General features: G+C 71.6%; 22 protein-coding genes. 8 read left to right on the top strand and 14 right to left on the bottom strand.

Going from position 1 to position 22,371, the window contains the following annotated elements; genetic code table 11:
- Position 1 precedes the first annotated feature (1 nt).
- A complete protein-coding gene (locus AC1DQC_RS00110) occupies positions 2-2,086 on the bottom strand; it encodes a SpoIIE family protein phosphatase (protein WP_477049195.1) in 2,085 nt (694 codons plus the stop codon).
- 112 nt (positions 2,087-2,198) lie between these two features.
- Here AC1DQC_RS00110 and AC1DQC_RS00105 point away from each other — a divergent pair, with 112 nt between their 5' ends.
- Positions 2,199-2,618: an STAS domain-containing protein gene (locus tag AC1DQC_RS00105; RefSeq protein ID WP_477049194.1), complete on the top strand. Its 420-nt coding sequence runs from the start codon at positions 2,199-2,201 to the stop codon at positions 2,616-2,618.
- Positions 2,619-2,668: 50 nt separating this feature from the next.
- On the opposite strand, the gene fbaA is transcribed toward AC1DQC_RS00105, so the two are convergent.
- The 7 genes from fbaA to AC1DQC_RS00070 form a co-directional block, all read right to left on the bottom strand.
- Positions 2,669-3,703 (bottom strand): class II fructose-bisphosphate aldolase, encoded by a 1,035-nt coding sequence (fbaA, locus tag AC1DQC_RS00100; protein WP_477049193.1) that lies wholly within the window; start codon positions 3,701-3,703, stop codon positions 2,669-2,671.
- Between the two features lie 71 nt (positions 3,704-3,774).
- The gene (locus AC1DQC_RS00095; RefSeq protein ID WP_477049192.1) at positions 3,775-4,392 is read right to left on the bottom strand and encodes a TrmH family RNA methyltransferase; all 618 of its coding nucleotides are present in this window, start codon (positions 4,390-4,392) and stop codon (positions 3,775-3,777) included.
- A gap of 17 nt (positions 4,393-4,409) precedes the next feature.
- Positions 4,410-5,945: an arabinosylfuranosidase ArfA gene (arfA, locus tag AC1DQC_RS00090; protein WP_477049191.1), complete on the bottom strand. Its 1,536-nt coding sequence runs from the start codon at positions 5,943-5,945 to the stop codon at positions 4,410-4,412.
- Positions 5,946-5,976: 31 nt separating this feature from the next.
- Complete coding sequence (locus tag AC1DQC_RS00085) at positions 5,977-6,897, bottom strand: carbohydrate ABC transporter permease (protein WP_477049190.1); 921 nt, start codon at positions 6,895-6,897, stop codon at positions 5,977-5,979.
- Positions 6,897-7,841 (bottom strand): carbohydrate ABC transporter permease, encoded by a 945-nt coding sequence (locus AC1DQC_RS00080; RefSeq protein WP_477049189.1) that lies wholly within the window; start codon positions 7,839-7,841, stop codon positions 6,897-6,899. Before AC1DQC_RS00080 ends, AC1DQC_RS00085 begins: the two co-directional genes overlap by 1 nt.
- 16 nt (positions 7,842-7,857) lie before the next feature.
- Entirely contained in the window at positions 7,858-9,219 is a 1,362-nt protein-coding gene (locus tag AC1DQC_RS00075; RefSeq protein ID WP_477049188.1) for an extracellular solute-binding protein, read from the bottom strand.
- Between the two features lie 132 nt (positions 9,220-9,351).
- Positions 9,352-10,353, bottom strand: a complete 1,002-nt coding sequence (locus AC1DQC_RS00070; protein WP_477049524.1) for a LacI family DNA-binding transcriptional regulator — start codon at positions 10,351-10,353, stop codon at positions 9,352-9,354.
- A 106-nt stretch (positions 10,354-10,459) separates the two neighbouring features.
- On the opposite strand from AC1DQC_RS00070, the gene AC1DQC_RS00065 reads away from it, so the two are divergent.
- Both AC1DQC_RS00065 and AC1DQC_RS00060 read left to right on the top strand, forming a co-directional pair.
- Positions 10,460-11,212: a VTT domain-containing protein gene (locus AC1DQC_RS00065; RefSeq protein WP_477049187.1), complete on the top strand. Its 753-nt coding sequence runs from the start codon at positions 10,460-10,462 to the stop codon at positions 11,210-11,212.
- The gene (locus AC1DQC_RS00060; RefSeq protein ID WP_477049186.1) at positions 11,209-11,994 is read left to right on the top strand and encodes an HAD-IIA family hydrolase; all 786 of its coding nucleotides are present in this window, start codon (positions 11,209-11,211) and stop codon (positions 11,992-11,994) included. The genes AC1DQC_RS00065 and AC1DQC_RS00060 overlap by 4 nt, the downstream gene beginning before the upstream one ends.
- Here AC1DQC_RS00060 and AC1DQC_RS00055 read toward each other — a convergent pair.
- The 4 genes from AC1DQC_RS00055 to AC1DQC_RS00040 are packed head-to-tail and all read right to left on the bottom strand — an operon-like array spanning position 11,991 to position 14,676.
- Positions 11,991-12,560 (bottom strand): LemA family protein, encoded by a 570-nt coding sequence (locus tag AC1DQC_RS00055; protein ID WP_477049185.1) that lies wholly within the window; start codon positions 12,558-12,560, stop codon positions 11,991-11,993. The genes AC1DQC_RS00060 and AC1DQC_RS00055 overlap by 4 nt on opposite strands.
- 27 nt (positions 12,561-12,587) lie before the next feature.
- Positions 12,588-13,274: a hypothetical protein gene (locus tag AC1DQC_RS00050; protein WP_477049184.1), complete on the bottom strand. Its 687-nt coding sequence runs from the start codon at positions 13,272-13,274 to the stop codon at positions 12,588-12,590.
- A 4-nt stretch (positions 13,275-13,278) separates the two neighbouring features.
- Positions 13,279-13,854, bottom strand: a complete 576-nt coding sequence (gene pyrE / locus AC1DQC_RS00045; RefSeq protein WP_477049183.1) for an orotate phosphoribosyltransferase — start codon at positions 13,852-13,854, stop codon at positions 13,279-13,281.
- Positions 13,855-13,881: 27 nt separating this feature from the next.
- Positions 13,882-14,676 carry an SDR family NAD(P)-dependent oxidoreductase gene (locus tag AC1DQC_RS00040; RefSeq protein ID WP_477049182.1) on the bottom strand — a complete coding sequence of 265 codons (795 nt, stop codon included), beginning with the start codon at positions 14,674-14,676 and terminating at the stop codon, positions 13,882-13,884.
- Between the two features lie 136 nt (positions 14,677-14,812).
- Between AC1DQC_RS00040 and recQ the strand changes: the two genes are divergently transcribed.
- Together recQ and AC1DQC_RS00030 are read left to right on the top strand one after the other, a co-directional pair.
- Positions 14,813-16,846: a DNA helicase RecQ gene (recQ, locus tag AC1DQC_RS00035; RefSeq protein WP_477049181.1), complete on the top strand. Its 2,034-nt coding sequence runs from the start codon at positions 14,813-14,815 to the stop codon at positions 16,844-16,846.
- A 30-nt stretch (positions 16,847-16,876) separates the two neighbouring features.
- On the top strand, positions 16,877-17,713 hold the full coding sequence (locus AC1DQC_RS00030; protein ID WP_477049180.1) for a hypothetical protein: 837 nt from the start codon (positions 16,877-16,879) through the stop codon (positions 17,711-17,713).
- On the opposite strand, the gene AC1DQC_RS00025 is transcribed toward AC1DQC_RS00030, so the two are convergent.
- Positions 17,714-18,193 (bottom strand): nucleoside deaminase, encoded by a 480-nt coding sequence (locus AC1DQC_RS00025; RefSeq protein WP_477049179.1) that lies wholly within the window; start codon positions 18,191-18,193, stop codon positions 17,714-17,716.
- 164 nt (positions 18,194-18,357) lie between these two features.
- On the opposite strand from AC1DQC_RS00025, the gene manD reads away from it, so the two are divergent.
- Both manD and AC1DQC_RS00015 read left to right on the top strand, forming a co-directional pair.
- Positions 18,358-19,635: a D-mannonate dehydratase ManD gene (gene manD / locus AC1DQC_RS00020; protein WP_477049523.1), complete on the top strand. Its 1,278-nt coding sequence runs from the start codon at positions 18,358-18,360 to the stop codon at positions 19,633-19,635.
- A 135-nt stretch (positions 19,636-19,770) separates the two neighbouring features.
- On the top strand, positions 19,771-20,769 hold the full coding sequence (locus AC1DQC_RS00015; protein ID WP_477049178.1) for an NADP-dependent oxidoreductase: 999 nt from the start codon (positions 19,771-19,773) through the stop codon (positions 20,767-20,769).
- On the opposite strand, the gene AC1DQC_RS00010 is transcribed toward AC1DQC_RS00015, so the two are convergent.
- Positions 20,759-21,430, bottom strand: a complete 672-nt coding sequence (locus AC1DQC_RS00010; protein ID WP_477049177.1) for a GntR family transcriptional regulator — start codon at positions 21,428-21,430, stop codon at positions 20,759-20,761. The genes AC1DQC_RS00015 and AC1DQC_RS00010 overlap by 11 nt on opposite strands.
- A gap of 183 nt (positions 21,431-21,613) precedes the next feature.
- Here AC1DQC_RS00010 and AC1DQC_RS00005 point away from each other — a divergent pair.
- A partial coding sequence (locus AC1DQC_RS00005) for a hypothetical protein (RefSeq protein WP_477049176.1) occupies positions 21,614-22,371 on the top strand: 758 nt, incomplete at its 3' end.

Raw genomic sequence — 22,371 nt, 5'->3', positions numbered from 1 at the left:
GCTACTCGCCCGGCATCGGGCCCGGCCGGACCTTCGCCCACACGAGCTTGCCGCCGCGCGACTGACGCCAGCCCCAGTCCGCCAGCCGCTCGACGATCTGCATGCCGAAGCCGCCCACGCGCCCGGGGTGGCCGTCGGTGGTGACCGGCGGCGCGGGGTTGGCGTCCTCGACCTCGATGCGCAGCCCGTCCCCCGTGTCGTAGAGCTGCAGCGACACGTGCCCGAAGCCGTGCAGCACGGCGTTGGCGACCAGCTCGGAGACGACCAGCTCGGCGCTCGCGGCGTCCTCGATCCCCCACGCCTGGCACGTGCGCACCACGGCGTGCCGGGCGCGGCCGATCGATGCCGCCTCGCTGGGCAGCGACCACCGCCGACGGCGCGGGCTGCGCGTCCGCTCGGAGGCGTCCGTCGGTGACGGGACGCGCACGACGACCACCGCGACGTCGTCCTCGGGGTGGTCCGCGAGCCTCGACAGCAGCTCCTCCCCGACGCCCGCGGCGTCCCGCGCGGTGACCGCTCCGGCCACGGCCGTCAGCGCCGCGAGGCCGTCGCGCAGGCCGCGGTCGCGCCGCTCGATGAGCCCGTCCGTGTAGTACAGGACGACGTCGCCCGGCTCGAGGTCGACCTCGGCCGTGGTGCGCGGCTCGCCGCCGAACCCGATCAGCGGGCCGCCCGCGTCGCCCAGCTGGGTGACCAGGCCGCCTCGCACGTGCAGCGCCGGCAGGTGTCCCGCGCGCGAGTACTGGAGCCGCCACGTCTCGCCCGTCCGGGTGACCGTCGACAGGACCAGCCCGGCCGCGCGCGGCACCCGCATGCCGGCCACCAGCTGGTCGACGCGCTCGAGCACCGGCCCGGGCGTCGTGATGTCGAAGATGTAGGAGCGGACCACCGACCGCAGCTGGCCCATGGAGGCGGCCGCCTCCACGTCGTGCCCGACGACGTCCCCGATGACCACGCCGACGACGTCCGGGCTCACCTGGAGCACGTCGTACCAGTCGCCACCCACCTGCGCGTTCTCGGTGTTGGGGGCGTAGTACGTCCACACGTCGAGCCCGTCGACCTCGGCCTGCTCCGGGAGCATCGCGCGCTGCAGGGTCTCCGCCAGCCGGTGCTCGCGGTCGTAGAGCCGCGCGTTGTCGATGACGAGCCCGACGCGGCGAGCCGTCAGCTCGAGCACCGTCAGGACCGACGGCTCCAGCTCGCGCAGGCCGACCCCGTCGCCCGCGTGCACCGCCAGGACACCTAGGACGCGGCGCCGGCCGGGCAGCGGGAAGACGATCAGGCGCCGGTCGTCGGGGTCCGGGGCGCTGCCCAGCGACTGGTCGACCTCGTGGGTCAGCCACGCCGAGGCGCTGCCGACGCCGTACGAGCCGCTGAGCTCGAGCTCGACGGGCCGGTCCACCTCGGCGTCGAGCAGCTGCTGGACGGCGTCGGGACGCAGGTCACGCACCACCGGGCCCTCGCCGTGCCGGGCGCCCTTGCCCGTCGCCGGATGCCCGGCGTCGATCCCGTCGGCCGCCCGCAAGCCGCCGTCGTTCAGGTAGAAGGCCGCCCACCCGACCACGGACCGGCGCAGCATGGCGGCGATCTCGCGCAGGGCGTGCGGGTCGTCGACGTCCATCAGCAGGTCGGACACCTGGGCGATGAGGCCGAGGCTGCGCCGCTCGCGCCGCTCGGCCTCGACCAGGGCCGCCTGCTCCGCATCGTGCGAGATCTGCTCGGTGAGGTCCTGCAGCGCCACGACCCAGTGCGTCAGGCGACCGTCGTCCAGCACGGGCGACAGGTGCGCGCGCGCCGCGAACTGCGACCCGTCGGCTCGGCGCAGCGTCACCACCTCCGCGACGGGCTGCTGGGTGCGGAGGGCCTGGAGGAGTCGGCCGCGCTCAGCCTGCGGAAGGGCGTTGTCGCCGACGAGGTCGGCGTGGCGCCGACGTGCCTCGTCCAGGCCGTACCCTGTCACTCTCTCGAAGGCGTCGTTGACCCACACGACGGGCAGTTCGGGCTCGGACGCATCCAGCAGGGCGATCGGCACCGAAGTAGCTCGCAGGGCGCGGTCACGGATGTCGGCGAGGTCGCGATCGGACAAAGGGGCAGCGTGGGAGTTGACCGCTACCACCTCCGATCGTCTAGCGTGCCGAACAGGGAAGTCGTCGAGAAGCCGGCACTCTCTCTGAGCGGGTGTCAGCGAAAGGAGCGCCGTGCGCGACGGTAACAGCACGACCCCCGACGGGCCTGCGGACGTCTCGAAAGGCGACCAGGGCACGGGGGTCGTCGGCGAGCCCGGGGCGGTCCACGTCATCGTGGGCACGGACGCCACGCGGATCGTGCTCTCGGGCGAGGTCGACGCCGACCTCGGCGCGGAGCTGCAGGAGGCCACCGCGGAGGCCGAGCAGGTGGGCCTGCCCATCGAGGTCGACGCCCACCACGTGACGTTCATGGACTCCTCCGGCGTCGCGTTCCTGGCGCGTCTGTCCATCAGGTCGCAGCACCGGGTCCGCCTGCTGCGGGTACCGCCCACCGTGCGGTTCCTGCTCGAGGTCACGCGCATCGGCGAGCTGCTCGACGTGGTCGAGGGCGACGAGTCGGAGTTCCAACCCGTGGGCGACAGCCAGGGCTAGACGCACGAAAGGCCCCCCCGAAGGGGGGCCTTTCGTCTTGTCAGGAGCGGTCAGGCGCCGAGCGTGTGCCCCGCCGAGCGGAGCTGCTGGGCGGCCTCCACGAGGCGCTTCGCCATGCCGGCCTCGGCCAGCTTGCCCCAGGCGCGCGGGTCATAGGCCTTCTTGTTGCCCACCTCGCCGTCGACCTTGAGCACGCCGTCGTAGTTGCGGAAGAAGTGGTCCGCCACGGGACGGCTGAACGCGTACTGCGTGTCCGTGTCGATGTTCATCTTGATGACGCCGTTGTCCACGGCCTCGGCGATCTCGGCCTCGGTCGAGCCAGAGCCGCCGTGGAACACGAGGTCGAACGGGTTCTCCTTGCCGATCGCGTCACCGACAGCCTTCTGGATCTCCGCGAGGATGGAGGGGCGCAGCTTGACCGAGCCCGGCTTGTAGACGCCGTGCACGTTGCCGAACGTGAGGGCCGTCAGGTAGCGACCCTTCTCGCCGGAGCCGAGCGCCTTGACCGTGGCCAGGCCGTCCTCGACGGTCGTGTACAGCTTGTCGTTGATCTCGGCCGTGTGGCCGTCCTCCTCGCCACCGACCACGCCGACCTCGATCTCGAGGATGGTCCGAGCCTGGCGCGAGAGCTCGAGCAGCTCCTCGGCGATGACCAGGTTCTCGTCCAGCGGGACCGACGAGCCGTCCCACATGTGCGACTGGAACGTGGGGAGCTTGCCGGCCTTAACCTGGTCGATCTCGATCGCCAGCAGCGGGCGGACCCAGGAGTCGAGGTTCTGCTTGGCGCAGTGGTCGGTGTGCAGCGCGACGGTGATCGGGTAGCCCTTGGCCACCTCGGCCGCGTAGGCGGCGAGGGCGAGCGAGCCGGCGATGCGGTCCTTCACGGTCGAGCCGGCCGCGTACTCGGCGCCGCCGACGGAGACCTGGATGATCCCGTCGGACTCGGCCTCGGCGAAGCCCTGCAGCGCGGCGGTGACGCTCTGGGACGAGGTGACGTTCACGGCCGGGTAGGCGAACTTGCCCGCCTTCGCCCGGTCGATCATCTCGGCGTACACCTCGGGGGTGGCGATGGCCATCTGCAGCATCTCCTGCGTGTCGTGGGAGGGGGTATCGCATCGATTCTGGCACGTCCGCGCCGGTGCCCGTCCGGGACGTTCTACCCCTGGACAGCGTGCTGGGCGATCCACGCGTGCATCGCGATGGCGGCGGCGGCGCCCGCGTTGATCGAGCGCGTCGAGCCGAACTGCGCGATGTGCAGGACGTCCACGGCGGCCGCTCGGGCGGCGTCGGACAGGCCCACCGACTCCTGCCCGAACAGCAGCACGCAGGCCCGCGGGAGGGGGTACCCCTCGAGCGCCACGGACCCGGGCAGGTTGTCCACGCCGAGCACGGGGACGCCCTCGCCGGCGGCCCAGGCGAGCAGCTCGTCGACCGACGCGTGGTGCCGGACGTGCTGGTACCTGTCGGTGACCATCGCGCCGCGGCGGTTCCAGCGACGGTTGCCGACGATGTGCACCTCGGCCGCCAGGAACGCGTTCGCCGTGCGGACCACCGAACCGATGTTGAGGTCGTGCGCCCAGTTCTCGATGGCCACGTGGAACGGGTGCCGGCGGGTGTCGAGGTCGGCGACGATCGCCTCGAGCGTCCAGTACCGGTACCCGTCGACCACGTTGCGCCGGTCGCCGTGCGCCAGGAGGTCGGGGTCGTAGCGCTCGCCGGAGGGCCACTCGCCCTCCCACGGCCCGACCCCGACCTCCGCGCGCTCCTCGTCCACGGGCGCCACGGTAACCGTCAGGCCAACGTCACCTCGAGCTCCACCACCGCCCAGCTCAGCGGGGGCAGTCGCAGGCTCACTCTGCCGTCGTCGGCACGCACGCCGTCCAGCCGGACGAGACCGACCCGGTCCTGGGCGTCCTGCGTGTTGGACGTGTGCCGGTCGCCGCCCTCGGGCACGGTCAGCACCTCCGCGCGCGTGACCCGCCCCGCGGCCCAGCCGCGCAGGTCGACCGTCACCTCGGCGTCCTCGTCGAGACCGCGGTGCGCCAGGAACAGCGCGACCCGCCCGTTCTCCTCGTCCCACGTGGCCGAGACGTCGACGAGGTCCACGTCGTCGAACCGGCTCGTCGCGTACCGGTCGGACGTGACGGCGGTCCGCAGCACGACCCCCTTCGCGAGGGCGGCCGTGCGCGCGAACGGCCAGAAGATCGACTGCCGCCACGCCGGACCGCCCTCCTCCGAGCGGATCGGCGCGATGACGTTGACCAGCTGCGCCTGGTTGGCGATCTTCACGCGGTCGCCGTGCCGGAGCAGGGAGTTGAGCAGGGTGCCGACGACGACCGCGTCGGTGACCGAGTACTCGTCCTCGATGATCCTCGGGTGCTCCTTCCACACGCCGGCCTTCTCGATGACGTGGGGCTGGTCCTCGGTGTCCTTGCCCGACTGGTACCAGACGTTCCACTCGTCGAACGAGAGGTCGATGAACTTCTTGTGCTTGCCCCGGGCGCGCACGGCGTCGGCCGTGGAGACCACCGACTCGATGAAGTAGTCCATGTCCACGGCGCTGGCCAGGAAGCTCGCGTGGTCGCCGTCGTGCTCCTGGTAGTAGGCGTGCAGCGAGACGTAGTCGACCTGGTCGTAGGTGTGCCCGAGCACCGTCTGCTCCCACGCGCCGAACGTCGGCATGGACGAGCCCGACGAGCCGCAGGCGACCAGCTCGATGCTGGGGTCCACCAGCCGCATGGCCTTGGCCGCCTCGACCGCGAGCCGGCCGTACTCGTCGGCGGTCTTCGCCCCCATCTGCCACGGCCCGTCCATCTCGTTGCCCAGGCACCACAGGCGGATGTCGAACGGGTCGTCGTGGCCGTTCTTGCGGCGCCGGTCCGACAGCTCCGTGCCGCCGGGGTGGTTGGCGTACTCGACCAGCGCGCGAGCCTCGTCGACGCCGCGCGTGCCCAGGTTGACGGCCTCCATGACCTCGACCCCGGCCACCCGCGACCAGTCGACGAACTCGTGCAGGCCGAACGCGTTGGTCTCGACCGTGTGCCAGGCGCCGTCCAGGCGTCGCGGGCGGTCCGGGCCGACGCCGTCCTCCCAGTTGTACCCGGACACGAAGTTGCCACCGGGGTACCGGATGACGGTCGCGCCCAGCTTCTTGACCAGGTCCAGGACGTCGCGACGGAAGCCCTGCTCGTCGGCCGTGGCGTGGCCGGGCTCGTAGATGCCGGTGTAGACGCACCGGCCCATGTGCTCGACGAACGACCCGAAGATCCGTCGGGGGACCTCGCCGACGACGAAGTCGCGGTCGAGCGTGACACGTGCGCGGGACATGGAGCTCCTTGGGTTGTGCGAGACGGGCGAGCTACTGGCCGCCGAAGCCGGTGGTGGCGAAGCCCTTGATGATCTGGCGCTGGAAGAAGAGGAAGACGACCACCAGCGGGATCGCCGCCAGCACGGCCGACGCCATGACCTGCGCGTACTGCAGGCCGTAGGCGCTCTTCACGGTCTGCAGCCCGACGGGCAGCGTCATGAGCCTCGAGTCGCTCGTGGCGATGAAGGGCCAGAGGAAGTTGTTCCACGCCGCGATGAACACGAAGATCGCCACGGCCGCGAGGATGGGCCGCGACAGGGGCAGCACGATCGACCAGAACACCCGCAGGCGTCCGGCACCGTCGATGCGGGCCGCGTCCTCGAGCTCGATCGGCACCTGGTCGAAGAACTTCTTGAGGATGAACACCATGGCCGGGGCGACGACCTGGGGCAGGATGATCGCCCAGTAGGTGTCGACGAGGTTGAGCGTGAGCATCTCGTAGAACAGCGGGACGATCAGCACCTGCGGCGGGATGATGATCGACGCGATCATCCCCCAGAACAGCCAGCGGCGGCCCGCGAAGTCGAGCCGGGAGAACCCGTAGGCGGCCAGCGCCGACACCACCAGCGTGATGAGGGTGATCGCGGTCGCGGTGACCAGGCTGTTCCAGGTCCAGAGCGGGATGTTCCCCTGGCTCAGCACGCTCTCGTACGCCTGCGTGGAGAAGCCGGCCTTCGGGAAGAACGACACGGGCGTCGCAGCGGCGTCCGTCTCGGTCTTGAACGAGGTGACGAGGGCCCACAGGAAGGGCAGCAGCCACAGGACGGCGAGCACGACGAGGGCGACGAGCGCGCCGATGCGGCCCGGGCTGGCGAAGCGCTCCCCGATGCGCAGACCTGCGCGCTCGGCGAACCGGCCGCGGGGGTGGTGGACGACGCGCTCGGTGGTGGGCTCGGTGGCGATGGCGGTCATCAGGCGCTCCTACGGGACGTCAGCCGGACCTGGCCGATCGAGATGATGACGATGAGGGCGAAGAAGATGTACGCGATGGCGGACGCGTACCCGAACCGGTAGCCGGTGAAGCCGGTCTCGAAGATGTACATGACGACCGGCCGGGTGACGCCGGCGGGACCGCCGTTGGTCATGACGTAGATCTGGTCGAAGACCTTCAGCGAGGCCAGGATCTGCAGCATCATGATCAGCACCGTGGTGGGGCCCAGCTGCGGGACGGTGATCGAGCGCAGCTGCCGCCACCTGCCCGCACCGTCGAGGGCCGAGGCCTCGTACTGCTGCTCCGGGATGTTCTGCAGGGCCGTGAGGTAGAGCAGGAAGTTGAACCCGACGGTCCACCACGTGGTCATGACGACCACGGCGAGCATGGCCCACGTCGGATCTTGCAGCCAGGCGACCGGATCGACCCCGAAGGCGCCGAGCAGGTAGTTCACGAGCCCGAGCTGTGGGTTGTACATCCAGATCCAGATCTGCGCGGCGACGGTCGACGCGAGCAGGAACGGCATGAAGAACGAGAGCCGCCACAGCCACTGGCCGGGCAGACCCTGGTGCACGAGCAGAGCGAGCACCAGCGCGACGATGACCAGCGGGATCGTCGACAGCACCGTGAACCACAGGGTGTTGAGCAACGAGCGCCACATGATCGGGTCGCGCAGCGCCTCGGCGTAGTTGGCGAAGCCGATCAGCTGACCGTTCGCGCCGGTGATGCTCTCGCCGGTGAAGCTGAGGTAGAAGCCGTGGACGAGCGGCCAGATGAGGAACATCGCGAAGACGATGACGAAGGGCGCGACGAACGCCCAGCCGATCCGGTTGTTGCGTGCGCGGGCGTCACGCGCGCCGGACCGGACCTGCTCCGTCGAGCCTGCGCGCGTGCCGGTGGCGACGCTGAGAGCTGCGGTGGACATGTTCGACTCCTTCCGGTCAGACGGGGTTCGGCTTGGCGAGCTGGACGTTCACGCGGCGGACGAAAGCGTTGAAGCCGTCCGCGGCGTCGGACTTGTCGAGGTAGACGCCCTGGACGGTCTCGAGGAAGTAGTTCTGGAAGTCGCTGCCCGAGCCCGTGAACCACGCCTCGGGGTCGTAGTTGAGGATCTCGGCGGCCGGCGCGTAGTGGGCCTGCGGCAGGAGCGCCTGGTACTCGGGGCTCTGCACGACCGGCTGGAACGCGGGGATGTGCCCGGCCTCGGCCCACGCCAGCGAGCTCGTCAGGATGTCCGCCACGAAGCGGTACGTCTCCTGGCGCTGCTGCTCGTTCGGGCTCGACTGGTGCGGGAGCGTGAACGCGTGCGAGTCCGCGTACGCGGCCGGGGTGCCGAACAGGGTCGGGATCGGCTGGGCGTCGAAGTTGATGCCGGCGTTCTTGGCGGTCGGCAGCTCCCACACGCCGGTGAAGAACATGCCGCTCTCCCCCGACATGAACTCGGAGACTGCCGTGCCGTAGTCGCCGCTCGCGGTGCAGATCGTGCCGTCCAGCAGCTGCTGGACGAACTGCAGGGACGACACCGCGGCGTCCTGGTCGACCTCGGCCCGCGGGCCGGAGAGGTCGAAGTCGGCGCCGTGCTGCTTGTAGAACGTGTAGAACAGCCGCCACATCTGGGCGCCGTCACCGAGGTAGCCGTAGGAGAGCCCGTGCTTGCCCGTGACCGACTGCATGGCCCGGGCGACCTCGAGGAACTGGTCCGGGCTGTCGATCGGCGCGAGCTGCCCGTCGGGCCCGAGGACCCCGGCCTTCTCGGCCACGTCGAGGTTGTACATCATGATGAACGGGTGCGAGTCGAGGGCGATGGAGTACTGCTTGCCGTTCAGCCCGCCCTTGGCCCACACGCGGTCGAGGAAGTCCGACTGCTGCACCCCGTTCTCGGCCAGCAGGTCGAGGTCCCAGGGATCGAGCAGGCCGCCCGGTGCGTACCCGGCCACGCGTGACGCGTGCATGATCGCGGTGTCGGGGGCGCGACCGCCCACGCTGGCCATGGCCAGCTTGGTGTAGTACGGCGCGCCCCAGGCCAGCACGGTCTGGGTGGCTTCATAGCCGTGGTGCAGGGCGTTGACCTCGTCGACGAGGCCCGCCATGTTGATGCCGTCACCGCCGCTGAGCAGGTGCCAGAACGCGAGCTGGCGGACACCGTCCGCGGCCGTGGCGCTCGGGGCGCAGCCGGCGAGCGAGCCGATCGCGGCGACGCCGCCGACGGCTGCGAGGGAGCCGACCAGCATCTGGCGGCGAGTGATGCCCTGTCCGGGCGGGGGTGGTGCCGCGAGCGTGCGCGGCCGATGGTGCAGTGCCATGCCCTCACTCCTTCGTGAGACACAACTTCCGGTGCAGGTCCGGCGTCGTTGCCGTGCCCGATTCGTAGCATTACATCGTTGGAATGGATCCGCAACAAGGACCGCGCGACACGAGTCAGGCGTGTCGTGACCTCAGCCGGTGCTGGCGCGGACGACCAGGGTGTGCGGAAAGACGATCTGCCGGGCCGGGCGCCGCGGGTCGTCGATGCGGTCGCTGAGCAGGTCCAGCGCGGTCGTCGTGTAGGACCGCAGGTCGAAGGCCACGGTCGTCAGCGGCGGCACCGCGTAGCGGGCCCCGTCGAGGTCGTCGAAGCCCGCGACCGCGACGTCGTCGGGCACCCGCAGACCTCGCTCCCACAGGACGCTGAGCACGCCGAACGCCATCGAGTCCGTGAAGCAGAAGAAGGCGTCGGGCACCTCGTGGGTGGCCAGGAACGCGCGCGTCGCGGCGACGGCCTCCGCCGTGGTCCAGGCGGCCGTGGGGATCTCGAGCGCCGGGTCGTGGACAGCTCCGGCGGCCGCGAGCGCCAACCGGTACCCCTCGGTGCGCTGTCGCGCCGCCGCCGTCTCGATCAGGCCCGGCGGCCCGACGATCGCGATGCGCCGCCGGCCGGTCGACAGCAGGTGCTCGGTCATGTCCTGCGCCGCCTGCACGCTGTCGACGCCGACATGGTCGGCACGGTCCTGGACCACCTCGCCGATGAGCACGGTCGGGGGCAGCGGACCCGCGACCACCGGCACCACCGAGTCCTCGAGCGACACCGGGTTGAGCACGAGCCCGTCGACCAGGTGCGACCGGGCCCGCGACAGCAGGTCGCGCTCGCGTGCGGGCTCGGCGGCGGTCTCCTCGATCTGGACGGACCAGCCCCGCGCGTGCCCCTCCTCGACGAAGTGGTGCGCGAGCTCGGCCGAGTACGCCGTGGACAGGTCCGGCAGCGCGAGCGCGATGAGGCCGTACCGCCCGTTGCGCAGGCCGCGGGCGCCGAGGTTGGGGACGTAGTCGAGGTCCGCGAGCGCGCGCTCCACCCGCTCGCGGGTCTCCGGGCGCACGAAGACGACGCCGTTGATCACGTTGGACACGGTCTTCGGCGAGACGCCCGCCCGCGCTGCGACATCCTTCACCGTGGCCCGCACGGCGCCATTGTTCAGCATGTTCCCTGCTCGTGGTCCGCGTCGCGGGGCACATGGTCCGCACAACCTGCTCCCCGGCCGGCCACGAACCGCCCCGTAGGCTGGCGCCATGCTGATGACGACCGCACTCTCGGCCGCCGGACCGGTCGCGGCCCTGGGCCCCGACTTCCTCGACCCCCAGCACCTCATCGACTCGTTCGGCACCTGGGTGCTGCTGGGCATCATGGCGATCGTCTTCATCGAGGTCGGCCTGCTGTTCCCGATCCTGCCCGGCGACTCTCTGCTGTTCACGGCGGGGGCCCTGGTGGCGCAGGACAACCTCGAGATCAAGATCAGCATCGGCGCGCTCGTCGCGATCCTCATCCTCACCGCCTACGCGGGCACGCAGACGGGCTACCTGATCGGCCGCACGCTCGGGCCGAAGGTGTTCGCCAAGCCCGACTCGCGGTTCTTCAAGCAGAAGTACATCGACCAGACGTACGCGTACTTCGACCGGTACGGCGGCCGGACGCTGATCGTCGCGCAGTTCATCCCGTTCGTGCGCACGTACGCCTCCGTCGCGGCCGGCGTCGGCAAGATGCCCTACCGGCACTTCGCGCTCTTCAACGCGATCGGCGTGATCCTCTGGGCGGGCGGCGTCACCGTGCTCGGGTACCTGCTCGGGAACATCGCGTTCATCCGCGACAACATCGAGGCACTTCTGATCCTCGTCGTCTTCATGTCGGTGGTGCCGGTGCTCATCGAGGTGTGGCGCAAGCGCCGCCACCAGAAGACCGGGGAGATCACGCAGGACGGGCGCGACCTGCGCTACGACGAGCAGGCCGAGCGCGACGAGGTCGAGCGCAAGGCGTTCGGCGCATGACGCACCACGGCCCCCGGGAGATCCGGTCCTGGCTGTCCGACATGGACGGCGTCCTCGTGCACGAGGGCACGGCGCTGCCCGGCGCCGCCGAGTTCGTGCGGGCGCTGCGCGACAACGACCGCCCGTTCCTCATCCTCACCAACAACTCGATCTTCACCACGCGCGACCTGCGGGCCCGGCTCGCCGCGTCCGGGATCGACGTGCCCGAGGACGCGATCTGGACCTCGGCCCTGGCCACGGCGCAGTTCCTGGTCGACCAGATGCCGAACGGGTCCGCGTACGTGATCGGCGAGGCCGGGCTCACCACCGCGCTCTACGAGGCGGGCTACACCCTGACGGCCGCGCAGCCCGACTTCGTGGTGCTCGGCGAGACGCGTACCTACTCGTTCGAGGCGATCACCCAGGCCATCCGCCTGATCCAGGGCGGGGCCCGGTTCATCGCCACCAACCCCGACGTCACCGGGCCGTCCGCGGACGGCGACCTGCCGGCCACGGGCGCCGTCGCCGCCATGATCAGCGCGGCGACGGGGCGGCAGCCGTACTTCGTCGGCAAGCCCAACCCGATGATGATCCGGTCCGCGCTCAACCGCATCGACGCGCACTCGGAGACCACCGTGATGGTCGGCGACCGGATGGACACCGACGTCGTGTCCGGGATCGAGGCCGGGCTGCGCACGTTCCTCGTGCTCTCCGGGTCGACGCGCCTGGCCGACGTCGAGAGCTTCCCGTTCCGGCCGACCGAGATCCTCGACTCGGTGCAGGACCTGGTCGAGCGGGTCTAGAAGCTGACCTCGGGGGCCGCGCGCACGCTGGGCTCGTCGGCCTCGAAGTACTCGGCGCGCTCGAAGTGGAACCCGCCGGCGATGAGGTTGGAAGGGAACGACTCGACCTTGGTGTTCAGGCTGCGGACGTTCGCGTTGTAGAACCGGCGGCCCGCGGCGATGCGGTCCTCGGTGTTGGTGAGCTCGGCCTGCAGCTGCTGGAAGTTCTCGCTGGCCCGCAGCACCGGGTAGTTCTCGGCGACCGCGAACAGGCGGCCGAGCGCCTGGGTCAGCTGGTTCTCCTGGGCGGCCTGCTCGGCCGGGCTGGACCCGGCGCCGGCCGCGGCCGCGCGGGCGCGAGCGACCTCCTCGAACACGCCCTTCTCGTGGGCCGCGTACCCCTTGACCGACTCGACGAGGTTGGGGATCAGGTCGTGCCGGCGGTGCAGCTCGACGTCGATCTGCCGCCAGGCCTCCTGGACCAGGTTCCGCAGGCGCACGAGGCCGTTGTAGGTGCTGACGGCCCAGATGACCGCGATCACCACGATCACGGCAATGACGATCAGGACGATGACACCGGTGCTCACTGGAGGGCCTCTCGGAGGTCGGGCAGGTCAGCCGATCGTAGCGTCGAGCGGGTCGTAGCCGTGGTCCTGCCAGACGTGCCGTGGGATCGAGCGGACCACGGCGGCGAGCAGGTCGAGGCGGGACGCCAACCGGTCGAGGTCGGTGCTGCCCGACTCCCACGACAGGATCTGGGTGCCCTCGATCCGCCACGGGATGCCCTGGGCGTCGGCGCGCAGCAGCCGCTCCATCAACCGCGGGTGCAGGATCGCGTGGCCCACGCGCTCGTCGTCGGCGGCCACCCGGTACGCCTGGTTGAACGCCTCCGACTCGAGCTGCAGGTCGCGGGCGCCCACCAGCTTCGCCAGCTCGGCGCCGAGCCCCTCGGGCGTGACCTCCACGGTGGGCAGGAAGGCCGGCAGCCCGAGGGCCACCACGTGCGCGGTGTGCGAGGTCGCGCTCTTCCCGCTGCCCGTCACCCAGCCGTAGGTGAAGGACAGCGCGGGCATGGTCGCGTACGTGCCGCGCAGCACCTCCTTCGCGGTCTTGCCGTGCCCGACCCCGAACGGCTGGTCGCGAGAGAGGTCGACCAGGGAGCGGTCGGACTCCTGGTAGGTCCACCCGGTCGCGGCCGCCCACTGCTGGAACCGCTCGTGCCGCTTGCGCTGCAGCCAGACGGAGAGGACCAGCAGGCCGATGACGCCGATCACGACGAGGGCGACCAGCACACCGCCCACGGGGTCAGGCCAGGCCGAGGTCGGACAGGCTGAACAGGTAGTGGTACGGCACCCCGAGCGCCTCGATCTTGGCCTGCGCACCGGTGGCGCGGTCGACGATCACCGCGACGCCCAGCACCTCGGCGCCGGCCTCGCGAGCCGCCTCGACCGCGGCGATGGGCGAGCCGCCGGTCGTCGACGTGTCCTCGAGGACCACGACCTTGCGGCCCGCGATGTCGGGGCCCTCGATCCGACGCTGCATGCCGTGGGCCTTGGCCTCCTTGCGGACGACGAACGCGTCGAGGTCCTGGCCGCGGGAGGCGGCGGCGTGCAGGAGAGACGTCGCGACGGGGTCCGCGCCGAGGGTCAGGCCGCCGACGGCGTCGATCTCCGCGGTGCCGAGCCCGACCTCCTCCAGCCGGTCGAGCAGCAGGTGCCCGATCAGTGGGGCGGCGCGGTGGTGCAGCGTGACGCGGCGCAGGTCGACGTAGTAGTCGGCCTCACGGCCGGACGACAGCGTGACCTTCCCGTGCACGACCGCGAGGGTCTTGATGAGCTCGAGCAGCTGCTCGCGGGGCGTCGGGGAGAGGTCGGTGCTCACGGCGGTCAGGCTACCGGGGAGCCGGGCTCACTCGGCCGCGGCCACCTCGGCGTCCTGGTCCTGAAGCGCCCGCCGGTAGCGGCCGAACGCGCGCACGGCGCTGCGCGGGGCCAACCGGGCCGCCGCCGACAGGGTGCGGTAGCGCAGGCTCGGCGTGGAGATGACGGCACCGCGGCGCACGTCGGCGAGGCCCGTCGCCACGACGTCCTCGGCGTTCAGCCACGCGATCTCGGGGTACGCGGCCGTGTCGATCGCGCCGCGCTCGTGGAACTCGGTGTGCACGAAGCCCGGGCACAGGGCCGTCGCCGTGACCCCGGTGCCGCGCAGCTCGACGGCGAGGCCCTCGGTGAACACGCGCACCCACGCCTTGTGCGCGGAGTACGTGCCCGAGGCGAGCAGGGCGGCGACGGAGGCGACGTTGAGGATGGCGCCGCGACCACGCGGGACCATCGCCCCGGCGGCGGCGTGCGACAGGACGAGCACGGCCGTGACCATGACCGCGAGCGCCGACTCCTCGGCGTCCAGGTCACCGTCGACGAACCGCTGGTTCAGCCCCAGGCCCGCGTTGTTCACGAGCAGGCCGACCGGGCGCTCGGTGGCACGGAGGCGGTCCGCGACGCGCTCGACGTCGGCGCGCACGGAGAGGTCGGCCACCAGGACCTCGGCGCGGATGCCCGCGGCGGCCTCGAGCTGCGCGGCGAGGCGCGTCAGCCGCTCCTCGTTGCGCGCCACGAGGACGACGTCGTGCTTGGCCGTGGCCAGCTGCCAGGCGAACTCCAGACCGAGTCCGGCGGACGCGCCGGTGATGAGTGCGGTTGCCATGAGGAACACCCTACGGAGCCGCCCCGCTCCGACGCGCGCGCTGCATGTCGGGCGACCAAGCACTGAGGGTCATCATCGACGCTCGTAGCGGCCTGTGGATCGGGGCGACCCGGGCGTCGGGAGCGGCACGTAGGGTGTGCGCGTGACTGACGGGTGGGGTGGCGACGTGCCGGACTGGCCTCTCGACGAGGAGCCGCCGTTCGACCCGGCCTACGACGCCGCGCCGCCCGAGCACGACGACCCGCGGGCCGCCTCTCCCGGCGCCGCCCGCCGCGATCGGCCGGCACCCCCGCCGCGGCCGGACATCCCGCGCGAGGTCGCCCAGGTGCTCGACCCCGAGGCCGCGCTGGCGGCCGCGGCCGCGGTGCTGCACACCGTGTGGGGGTACGACGCCTTCCGCGGCGAGCAGGCCGAGATCATCGACACCGTCGTGCGCGGCGGCGACGCGCTGGTGCTCATGCCGACCGGCGGCGGCAAGTCGCTCTGCTACCAGGTGCCGGCGCTGGTCCGGCAGGGCACGGGCGTCGTCGTCTCGCCCCTGATCGCGCTCATGCAGGACCAGGTCGACGCGCTGTCCGCCCTGGGCGTGCGCGCGGGGTTCCTCAACTCGACGCAGCAGTCGTTCGAGCGGCGCACGGTCGAGGACGCGTACCTGGCGGGCGAGCTCGACCTGCTCTACCTCGCACCCGAGCGGCTGCGCGTGCGCGAGACCATCGAGCTGCTGGACCGCGGCACCGTCGCGCTGTTCGCCATCGACGAGGCGCACTGCGTGTCCCAGTGGGGGCACGACTTCCGGCCCGACTACCTGCAGCTGTCGATGCTGCACGAGCGCTGGCCCGAGGTTCCGCGGATCGCGCTCACGGCCACGGCCACCGAGCAGACGCACGCGGAGATCGCCCAGCGGCTCCAGCTCGGGGACGCCCGGCACTTCGTCGCCAGCTTCGACCGGCCCAACATCCAGTACCGGATCGCACCCAAGGACAAGCCGCGCGACCAGCTGCTCAACCTCTTGCGCACCGAGCACGAGGGCGACGCGGGCATCGTCTACTGCCTGTCGCGCAACTCCGTCGAGCAGACCGCGCAGTTCCTGGTCGACCACGGCGTGCCGGCGCTGCCGTACCACGCGGGCCTCGACCGGCAGGTGCGCGCGCGGAACCAGTCCCGGTTCCTGCGCGAGGACGGCATCGTCATGGTCGCGACCATCGCGTTCGGCATGGGCATCGACAAGCCCGACGTGCGCTTCGTCGCCCACCTCGACCTGCCCAAGTCCGTCGAGGGCTACTACCAGGAGACGGGGCGCGCGGGCCGCGACGGCCTGCCGTCGACCGCGTGGCTCGCGTACGGGCTGGCCGACGTCGTGCAGCAGCGCCGGATGATCGACACCTCCGAGGGCGACGCCGCGCACAAGCGGCGGCTGACCGCGCACCTCGACGCCATGCTCGCGCTGTGCGAGACGGTGTCGTGCCGGCGCGTGCAGCTGCTCAACTACTTCGGCCAGCCCTCGGAGCCGTGCGGCAACTGCGACACGTGCCTGACGCCGCCGGAGTCGTGGGACGGGACCGTCGCCGCACAGAAGCTGCTCTCCACGGTCGTGCGGCTGGAGCAGCGCGGCCAGCGGTACGGCGCGGGGCACCTGGTCGACATCCTGCTCGGCAAGGAGACGCCGCGGGTCACGCAGCTCGGGCACCAGTCGCTGTCGACGTTCGGCGTGGGCAAGGACCTCTCCGACGGCGAGTGGCGCGGGGTGGTCCGGCAGCTGCTCGCCCTGGAGCTGCTCGGGGTCGACAGCGACGGCTACGGCACGCTGCGGCTGACCCCGGACAGCGCCGACGTGCTGCGCGGGGCCCGTGAGGTCCGGCTGCGGCGTGAGGCCGAGAAGGTCGTGCGGTCGCGCGGGTCGCGCTCCAGCCGCCCGACCGCCGCGGCGGACCTGTCGGACGACGCGCTCGAGCTGTTCGAGGTGCTGCGGGCCTGGCGGGCCGGCGTCGCCAAGGAGCAGGGCGTCCCCGCCTATGTGGTGTTCCACGACGCGACGCTGCGCGAGGTGGTCACTCAGCGGCCGACGTCGCTGGAGCAGCTGGGCGGGATCAGCGGGATCGGTGCGGCCAAGCTCGAGCGGCACGGGCCCGGGCTGCTGGCGGCACTGGCCGCGGTCGGCGAGGTGGCCTGACAGCCCCTCGGGCATGCCACGATGCGAGCCATGTTCCGGTACGAGCCCGACCCGCGCGTCGGTGACTGGCTGAGCCCGCGGCTCGGCCCGTTCGGTGCGGTCGTCGGCTCCCTGGTGCCCCGGGGCTTCGAGGCCTACGCGCGCGTCCTGCACCCGATGTACGACGCCGACTTCGCGCCGGTCTCGTGGGCGGAGGTCGCCGCGACGACCGGGCGCGTTCTTCACCCCACGGCCCAGGCCTGGCGGTTGGCCCGCCGCTCGGACGTGCACGCCGGGCGACCCGCGACGGAGCCCGGGGTGGCCGGCGATGCCCCGGAAACGGACGTCGAGTGGCCCGGTGGCGATCCCGCCGAGGGCTCCCTCCCGCCCGCCCAGCTCCGGGCGCTGTCCCGGGTCCTGGCCCAGCACACCGACGGGGACCTGGTCGCGGCTTTCTGGGAGGGTTCGGGCTGGGACGTCGGGATGCAGGTGGTGGCGTGGTGGTCCGACGACCCCGACGCGACGCCGCCCCCGCCTCGCCGCGCGCCCGACGAGCTCGCGCCCGAGGTGCTGCACGGCCCGAAGCTCGAGCTCCCATGCCGGGCCCACGTGTTGTTCCGCGCGGCGACCGTCGATCTCGAGGCGCTGGCCGACGGGCGAGCCACGGCCGATGTCGACCCGTTCCACCCCGGGTGGCGCACGCCGAACCTGCTCTGGCCCGACGACCACGCATGGTGCCTGGCCACGGAGGTCGATCTCGACTCGACCGTGGTCGGCGGCACCCGGGCGCTGGTCGACCACCTGCTCGCGACGCCCGACCTCGAGGTCCTCGAGGTGACGGAGGCGGACTCGCTGGGCTGGTACGACGACGGCGTCAACGCGCCCTGATCACACCCCGAACCGGCGGCGCTGGAGCTCGCGGACCTCGTCCACCAGGTCGGGGACGGGCCCCTCGACGGGGATGCCGGGCGCAACGGTGCGGATCGAGAGCGGGGCGACCGCGGCAGGGGGGACGCCCCACTCGGCCAGCCAGCTGCCCGTCTGCGCGGACGACGTCACGTAGACGATCCGACCCAGACCGACCCAGGCGTGGGCGGCCGAGCACATCGGGCAGTGCTCGCCCGAGGTGTACACGGTCGACGCGGCGCGCTCGTCCGGCGTGAGGTGGTTCGCCGACCACCGGGCGATCTCGAACTCCGGGTGCCGGGTCTCGTCGCCGTCCTTGACGCGGTTGCGATCCTCGAAGCGCACCTGCCCGGCGGCGTCGACCAGGACGGAGCCGTAGGGCTCGTCGCCGTCGTCGAGGGCCTCGCGCGCGAGCTCGACCGCGCGGCGCAGGTGGACCAGGTCCGTCTCGGTGATCGTCACGCGCCCACCCTGCCAGAGCGGGCCGGTCAGGGGACGACGCGCAGCGGCGCCTGGCCGGAGTCGACCAGCACGTGGATACGGTGGACGACACAGCACGCCGGCGACGCGGCCGACGACGGAACGATCGCCGACGGTGTCGTCGGCGGGACGGAGCAGGCATGCCCATGGACCTCCCCGACCTGACGCAGGGCGACCTCGCCGGCACCTCAGCCGGCAGCGCGATCCGGAGCGCAGAGGTGCTGGTGAGCAGCCCAGACCGGAACTTCGTCACCCTGCGGATCACCACGCAGGACGGCGTGGTGGGTCTCGGGGACGCGACGCTGAACGGCCGCGAGCTGGCGGTGGCGTCGTACCTGGCCGACCACGTGGTGCCGCTGCTCATCGACCGCGACGCCCACCGGATCGAGGACACCTGGCAGTTCCTCTACCGCTCGGCCTACTGGCGGCGCGGGCCGGTGACCATGGCGGCGATCGCCGCGGTCGACGTCGCGCTCTGGGACATCAAGGCCAAGGTGGCGGGGCTGCCGCTCTACCAGCTCCTCGGCGGCGCGAGCCGGCACGGGATCATGGCGTACGGCCACGCGAGCGGGCGCGACCTGCCCGAGCTGTTCGACTCGATCCGCAAGCACCAGGACCTCGGGTTCCGCTCGATCCGCGTGCAGACCGCGGTGCCGGGCATCGACGCGGTCTACGGGGTCGCGGCGCAGCCGTCGTCGTCGGGGCGCTACGACTACGAACCCGCGCAGCGCGTGCCGCTGCCCGTCGAGGAGGACTGGGACACCCGCGCCTACCTGCGCCACATCCCGAGCGTGTTCGAGGCGGTCCGCAGCGAGTTCGGACCAGAGCTGCCCCTGCTGCACGACGGGCACCACCGCATGACGCCGATCCAGGCGGCCCGCCTGGGCAAGGACCTCGAGCCGTACGACCTGTTCTGGCTGGAGGACTGCACGCCGGCCGAGAACCAGGAGGCGCTGCGGCTGGTCCGCCGGCACACCACCACGCCGCTGGCCATCGGCGAGGTGTTCAACACCGTGTGGGACTACCAGACGCTGGTGCGCGAGCAGCTCATCGACTACGTGCGGTCCGCGGTCACGCACACCGGCGGCATCTCCGCGCTGCGCAAGATCCTCGACTTCGCCGCGCAGTACCAGATCAAGTCCGGCATCCACGGCCCCACCGACATCTCCCCCGTCGGCATGGCCGCCGCGCTGCACCTCGACCTCGCGATCCACAACTTCGGCATCCAGGAGTACATGCAGCACGGCGCCCGGACCAACGAGGTGTTCCGGCAGTCCTTCACGTTCGCGGACGGCTACCTGCACCCCGGGAACGAGCCGGGACTCGGGGTGACCTACGACGACGAGGTCGCGGCTGCTCACCCGTACCAGCCGGCGTACCTGCCGTTCAACCGGCTCAAGGACGGCACGGTGCACGACTGGTGACGTCGGGATCCAGAGGATCGGCCGATGATTCGTCGGCAGGACGCCGAATCCCGGCGGGTCGGACTGCTGGCGCCGCTCCGGCATCCCCGACGCCACGGGGGCGCACGATCTCCTGACCTGGCGCAGACTCGGGGCATGCCCACCAGCACCCAGGTCCAGCTCGTCCGTCGGCCGCAGGGGTGGCCCGTGCACGAGGACTTCCGCACGGTCACCGTCGAGCTGCCCGACCTGGGCCCGGACCAGGTGCGGGTGGCGAACGAGTTCCTCTCCGTCGACCCGTACATGCGCGGCCGGATGAACGACGTCGAGTCGTACACGCCGCCCTTCGCGCTGGGCGAGACCATGACCGGCGGCGCGGTGGGGCGGGTGGTCGCGTCGACGTCGGATGCCGTCCCCGTGGGCGCAGCGGTCACGCACGACCTCGGCTGGCGGGACGTCGCGCAGGGCGACGCCAGCCGGTTCCGGGTGGTCGACGACGGCGTGCCCCTGTCGGCGTATCTCGGGGTGCTCGGGATGACGGCGTTCACCGCGCACCTCGGACTCCTGGAGATCGCGCAGATGAAGCCCGGCGAGGTCGTGTTCGTGTCGGGGGCGGCCGGCGCGGTCGGGTCGATGGTCGGACAGATCGCGCGGCTCAAGGGCGCGTCACGCGTGATCGGGTCGGCGGGGTCGCCCGCGAAGGTCGCGCTGGTGCAGGAGAAGTACGGGTTCGACGCGGCCTTCAACTACAAGGACGGGCACGTCTACCAGCAGCTCCGGCGAGCGGCGCCGGACGGGATCGACGTGTACTTCGACAACGTCGGCGGCGTGCACCTCGAGGCGGCGCTGGGCACGCTGAACCGGGACGGGCGGGTCGCGATGTGCGGCTCGATCTCCGGGTACAACGAGGAGCACGCACCGCCCGGACCGCGGAACCTGTCCCGGATCACCCAGCAGGGGCTCACCCTGCGAGGCTTCACCGTCGGGTTCCACACCCAGCACTACCCGGCGTTCCTCGCCGACATGCGGGAGTGGTTCACCACCGGGCAGATCGCCTACGACGAGACCGTGATCGACGGCCTGGACCACGCCGTCGACGCGTTCCTCGCGATGATGCGCGGCGAGACCACGGGCAAGACCGTCGTCAGTCTGTGAACCGCTGCGCTACTCCGGCCGCGACGGCCCCGACGAGGTCTGCCCCGTGCTCGAGGAACGTCTCGCGCGCGACCGCACCGAGGCCGCTGACGTCGCCTCGGTGCATCGCCGCCACGATCACCCCCACCCGACGTGACTCGACGCCGGAGTCGGCACCGACGAGGGTGCGCACCCGGGTCAGGTGCACGCGGTAGCGGTCGACGCTCTCGACCAGGATGGAGTTCCCGCACCGCGCCAGCAGGAGGTCGAAGAAGCCCGGTCCGCTGCGCCTCGGGGGAATCTCCCCGAAGGTGAGCGTGCCGCCAGACCTGCGCTCGATCCCTTCCAGGTCCGCGTCGGTCACGTGCTCGGCGGCGAGCCGGGCGGCAAGGCCGAAGAGCTCGGCGAGCACGACGACGATCTCATGCAGTCGCACGGGGTCCAGAGGCGTGACCGTGTAACGACGACCGACGTCGATGCGGACCAGGTCGAGCTCCGCGAGTCGCTGCAGGACCTGCCGCACCGGGGTGCGTGACACCCCCAATGTCGCGGCCAGGTCCGCCTCCGTGAGGACCTCGCCGGGCTGGAGATCTCCGCGGACGATCGCGTCCCGGATCGTGGCGACCAGCTGGCCGGTCAGCGTCGTGGGTCGGAGAGGTTCCCGCGGGGGACTCAGTGGCATCGACAGCTCCTGGGACTCGGAGGGTGCGTTCTGACCGTAGCCCGGCGCCGTGGACCGGAGCGGGACCAAAGTCAGGACCAACGTCCTGGGATACGGGTATACCAGCACACCAGTATGGAGTCATCGGTGCGAATGCGCCGGCACCGCGCGGGTCGAGAACCCGCCACGAGGAGGAACCCGACCGTGAAGCGCACCCACTACCGCATCGGCGCGATCGCCACCAGCGCCGTCCTGCTCAGCGCCGTCGCCGTACCGGCGATGGCCAGCGAGCTGCCCGATCCTTCGTCCGACAGCAGCACCAGCCAGGACGTCGCCGTGATCGACGACGGCGTGACGGTCGACGAGTCCGCACCCGTCGACGAGGACTCCGTCGAGGAGGCACCCGTCGAGGAGGCCCCCGTCGAGGAGGCACCCGCGGAGGAGATCCCCGCCGAGGAGGCACCGATCGACGAGACGGTGGCCGACGAGGCGCCCGCCGCGGCTGCACCCGCCCCGGTCGCGCCCGTCGCCGCCGAGCCGGCCGTGGTCGTTGCGCCGCTCGCTGTGACGACCGTGCGCTCGACCGACAAGAACGCCGCGGGCTGGAGCTTCGGCGAGTCGCGCGCCTTCGGCCACCACGAGTACGTCGCGAACGGCCTCCACGTGTGGACCGAGGACGACGGTGCGGGGCTCTCGACGTCCAAGTCGGCCGGCTACGTCGCCGCAAGCTTCCCGCTCGCCGACGCGACGAGCACGACCATCGACTTCACCTCCTACTCCGGCGTCCGCCCCAGCGTGCAGCTCGCGGTCGACCGGGACGGCAACGGCACCTGGGACGGGTACCTGGTCTACGAGCCGTGGGCCTACGGCAACGGCAACTGGTGGACCTCCAAGGCCGGGTTCGGCGTCCCGTCCGGCATGGGCTACGCATCGTTCGGCACCATCGACGCCTTCGTCGCGGC

It is taken from the genome of Cellulomonas sp. P4_H12 (assembly GCF_056400905.1).
The sequence above is the reverse complement of the archived record's forward strand: the minus strand, read 5'-3'. Positions and strand labels throughout refer to the sequence as shown.

Excerpts from the sequence above, each read along its gene's own strand:
- fbaA (WP_477049193.1), bottom strand. The coding sequence starts at position 3,703 with ATGCTGCAGATGGCCATCGCCACCCCCGAGGTGTACGCCGAGATGATC.
- arfA (WP_477049191.1), bottom strand. The coding sequence starts at position 5,945 with ATGTCCCGCGCACGTGTCACGCTCGACCGCGACTTCGTCGTCGGCGAG.
- AC1DQC_RS00085 (WP_477049190.1), bottom strand. The coding sequence starts at position 6,897 with ATGACCGCCATCGCCACCGAGCCCACCACCGAGCGCGTCGTCCACCAC.
- AC1DQC_RS00080 (WP_477049189.1), bottom strand. The coding sequence starts at position 7,841 with ATGTCCACCGCAGCTCTCAGCGTCGCCACCGGCACGCGCGCAGGCTCG.
- AC1DQC_RS00075 (WP_477049188.1), bottom strand. The coding sequence starts at position 9,219 with ATGGCACTGCACCATCGGCCGCGCACGCTCGCGGCACCACCCCCGCCC.
- AC1DQC_RS00065 (WP_477049187.1), top strand. The coding sequence starts at position 10,460 with ATGCTGATGACGACCGCACTCTCGGCCGCCGGACCGGTCGCGGCCCTG.
- AC1DQC_RS00060 (WP_477049186.1), top strand. The coding sequence starts at position 11,209 with ATGACGCACCACGGCCCCCGGGAGATCCGGTCCTGGCTGTCCGACATG.
- AC1DQC_RS00040 (WP_477049182.1), bottom strand. The coding sequence starts at position 14,676 with ATGGCAACCGCACTCATCACCGGCGCGTCCGCCGGACTCGGTCTGGAG.
- AC1DQC_RS00030 (WP_477049180.1), top strand. The coding sequence starts at position 16,877 with ATGTTCCGGTACGAGCCCGACCCGCGCGTCGGTGACTGGCTGAGCCCG.
- manD (WP_477049523.1), top strand. The coding sequence starts at position 18,358 with ATGGACCTCCCCGACCTGACGCAGGGCGACCTCGCCGGCACCTCAGCC.
- AC1DQC_RS00015 (WP_477049178.1), top strand. The coding sequence starts at position 19,771 with ATGCCCACCAGCACCCAGGTCCAGCTCGTCCGTCGGCCGCAGGGGTGG.
- AC1DQC_RS00010 (WP_477049177.1), bottom strand. The coding sequence starts at position 21,430 with ATGCCACTGAGTCCCCCGCGGGAACCTCTCCGACCCACGACGCTGACC.